General features: G+C 34.0%; 3 protein-coding genes. All 3 read right to left on the bottom strand.

Annotated elements, in window-relative coordinates:
* The coding region (locus B2U95_RS04140; protein WP_296313149.1) for a redoxin domain-containing protein at positions 1–329 on the bottom strand (329 nt) is incomplete at its 3' end.
* Between the two features lie 210 nt (positions 330–539).
* Positions 540–2,006, bottom strand: a complete 1,467-nt coding sequence (gene nhaC / locus B2U95_RS04135; RefSeq protein WP_296313148.1) for a Na+/H+ antiporter NhaC — start codon at positions 2,004–2,006, stop codon at positions 540–542.
* Between the two features lie 223 nt (positions 2,007–2,229).
* On the bottom strand, positions 2,230–3,234 hold a 1,005-nt coding region (locus tag B2U95_RS04130; protein ID WP_296313146.1), incomplete at its 5' end, for an aminotransferase class I/II-fold pyridoxal phosphate-dependent enzyme.

Here is a 3,234-nt window from a genome sequence, read left to right as displayed (position 1 = left end):
TTTCTGTTGCTATCTGCAAGGATTGGGTAAGTTACACCTTCAATACCTCCATTGTCTTTTGCTGTGCTTAACCATGCAAAGTGCACTTCTGGAGTATCACAAGATGCACCAATGACCATTGTATTTCTTTTTTCAAATTCACCTAAAGCTGCCTGAAAAGCATGAAGCTCAGTTGGGCAAACGAAAGTAAAGTCTTTTGGGTACCAGAATAATACTACTTTTTTATTATTATTTTTTGCTTCTTCAAGTACGTTTATTTTGAACGTATCTCCCATATCATTCATCGCGTTAACGCTAATATTTGGGAATTTTTTTCCTACTAATGCCATTTATTTTGTTTTTAGTTTGTTAACTATTTTATACAAAAGTAGCTGTAAGAATTACGTCTTTGCATAGCTATTAATTATTAAAAAGCATGAAGTAATAGAATAAACTTATGACGTCAAAAAAGTGACCTGAATTTTATCAGAATGATAATTTAAGTCACTTTAAAATACGAACTCAATAATATTGTAGCGTTTTGTTTGAAAAATTATGTTTTACTTTTTTACTAGAAGTTTGATTTTAATTCTAAGGGCAGCAAACAATAAGGTTGTAAACGGACTTAACCAATTAAAAATTGCATATATAAAATAATCTGCAACACTAACACCTAAAACACCACTTTGGTATGCACCGCAAGTATTCCAAGGAATAAGTACAGATGTTACTGTCCCAGAATCTTCAAGTGTACGACTTAAATTTTCAGGAGCTAAACCTTTATCTTCGAATGCTTTCTTAAACATCTTTCCAGGAATCACTATTGCCAAATATTGATCTGATGCAATGGTATTTAAACCTAAGCAGCTAATCACTGTACTTGCAAATAATCCAAAAACAGTGGTTGCTACCGAAAGTAAAGCTTTCGTAATTCTAGCTAAGGCTCCAATGCCATCCATAATTCCACCAAACACCATCGCACAAATGATGAGATAAATCGTCCAAAGCATGCCATTCATTCCACCAGAAGAGAATAAATCATTTAATTTATCATTATCAGTAGCTATGGCAGTATCCGTTAATATAGAATTTGAAATAGCTGAAAAATTTGAATCAGATAATCCTTTAAGAACCTCTGGCTGAAAAATAACTGAAAAAATGATGGCAAGTATTACTCCAGAGGCTAAAGCGACTAAAGGTTTAGTTTTAAATAAAATGAGAACAATTACACCTGCTGGTACTAAAAACAACCATGGTGAGATATTAAAGGTATTATCTATTGAGGCCAATAGATTACTTATGTCTGCATCTCCAGTAGGCTCTATATTTACACTAATAATACCAAAGACAATTAAAGTTACTATAATAGTCGGTACTGTCGTGATTGCCATATATTTTATATGCGTAAATATATCTGTACCAGCCATTGCTGGAGCTAAATTTGTAGTGTCACTTAGCGGAGACATTTTATCACCAAAATAGGCGCCAGATATTACAGCACCAGCAATCATTCCAGGATTAATGCCAAGTGCAGTACCTATACCAACTAAGGCGATGCCAACGGTTGCAGAAGTCGTCCAAGAGCTTCCTGTTGCTATTGAAATAACAGCTGCAATAATTACAGAAGCCGGTAAGAATATTTCTGGGCTTAACACCTGTAATCCATAATAGACCATTGCAGGAATAACGCCACTTATTAACCAAGTGCCTGCAAGCGCTCCAACTAAAAATAGAATCATAATTGGTACAAAGACACTTTTAAGATTTTCCCAAACTTCTTTCGCCATTACCTTAGGAGTTACTTTATTAAGTAAACCACCTATAAAGGCAACGAAGCCACCTATTAGTAGAATATATTGATTGGTGTATGCTCCAAACCACTCTTGATCCTCAATAAAAAATATATTATAGGCTAACATACCCATTAAAATTACCACAGGTACTAGTGCTTCAAAAATATTTAGCTCTTTATTATCTATAATTTTTTGATCTTCAATTTTAATCTCGGATAAGTCGTCGTCTTGCATATTTAATTAGGTTTAGTTCTGTAATGTTACGATTTTGTAAAACCATTTGCAAATTCGAGATGTAGTTGAATTGTAAAGTTGTTGGGTTTTTGAGTTTTTGAATTTAGTATTTGAAATTTACTGGTATTTTGGTGATTCGCTTTTTACAGCTATGATTAGTCGTCATAATAGGAAATAAAAAAAGCCTGATTAAAAATCAGGCTTCTAAATATTTAATAGACTTTTATACCATTTCAGTTTTAAGGATACCTAGCTCAACCATGCAAGATTTCATCATCTCATAAGTGCGTTCTATATCAGCATCTAAGCCAATAGAAAAACGAATTAAACCATCGCTTAATCCCATTTCTGCTTGTTCGTCTTCCGGGATTTCAGAAGATGTAGAACTCCCTGGTGCACTGAATAACGTTTTGTAAAACCCTAAACTTACAGCTAAGTAACCAAGGTTACGTTCTTGCATTAATTCCATTAAAGCATTGGCTTTATCTAAAGAACCAACATCTATAGTCATCATACCTCCAAAGCCATACTTTTCATTCATCATAGACTTAAATAGGTTATGAGATGGGTGAGAGGCTAAACCTGGATATACTGTTTTGATGCCTGCATTTTCAAATTTTTCTGCTAAATAAGTTGCATTAAGGCTATGCTGTTGCATTCTTATATGTAACGTTCTTAAATTCTTTAAAATAGAAGCAGAACGCAAACTATCCATAGTAGAGCCTAATAACATCGCTGCACCGTCGTTTACATTTCTTAGTTCATCTATAAATTCTTGAGTACCACAAATAACGCCACCAACAGCATCTGAAGAGCCGTTAATAAACTTAGTTAAACTATGAATAACGATATCTGCACCAAGATTTATTGGTGAAATAGATAATGGTGAAAACGTATTATCTACAATTAATTTTAAGTTGTGCTTTTTGGCTAGTTCAGATAAACCCTTAATGTCTGCGACCTCTAATAGCGGATTACTAACAGATTCACAATACAATATTTTTGTTTTTGGTGTTATAGCAGCTTCAACTACGTCTAATTTAGTGATGTCAACAAAAGACGTATCAATACCTAAACGTGGGGCTAAGTTTTTTAAGAATGCATAAGTGCCTCCATAAATCGTTCTGCTGCTTACTATATGTTCACCTGTATCACATAATTGCAATAGAACTGGTGTAATAGCTCCCATGCCAGAAGCTGTAACTGTTGCTGTTTCTGTGCCTTCCAT

The sequence above is a fragment of the Winogradskyella sp. UBA3174 genome (genome assembly GCF_002364335.1).
In the GTDB taxonomy this organism is placed as follows: Bacteria; Bacteroidota; Bacteroidia; order Flavobacteriales; family Flavobacteriaceae; genus Winogradskyella.
This window is presented reverse-complemented; position numbering and strand designations above follow the sequence as displayed.

Excerpts from the sequence above, each read along its gene's own strand:
- nhaC (WP_296313148.1), bottom strand. The coding sequence starts at position 2,006 with ATGCAAGACGACGACTTATCCGAGATTAAAATTGAAGATCAAAAAATT.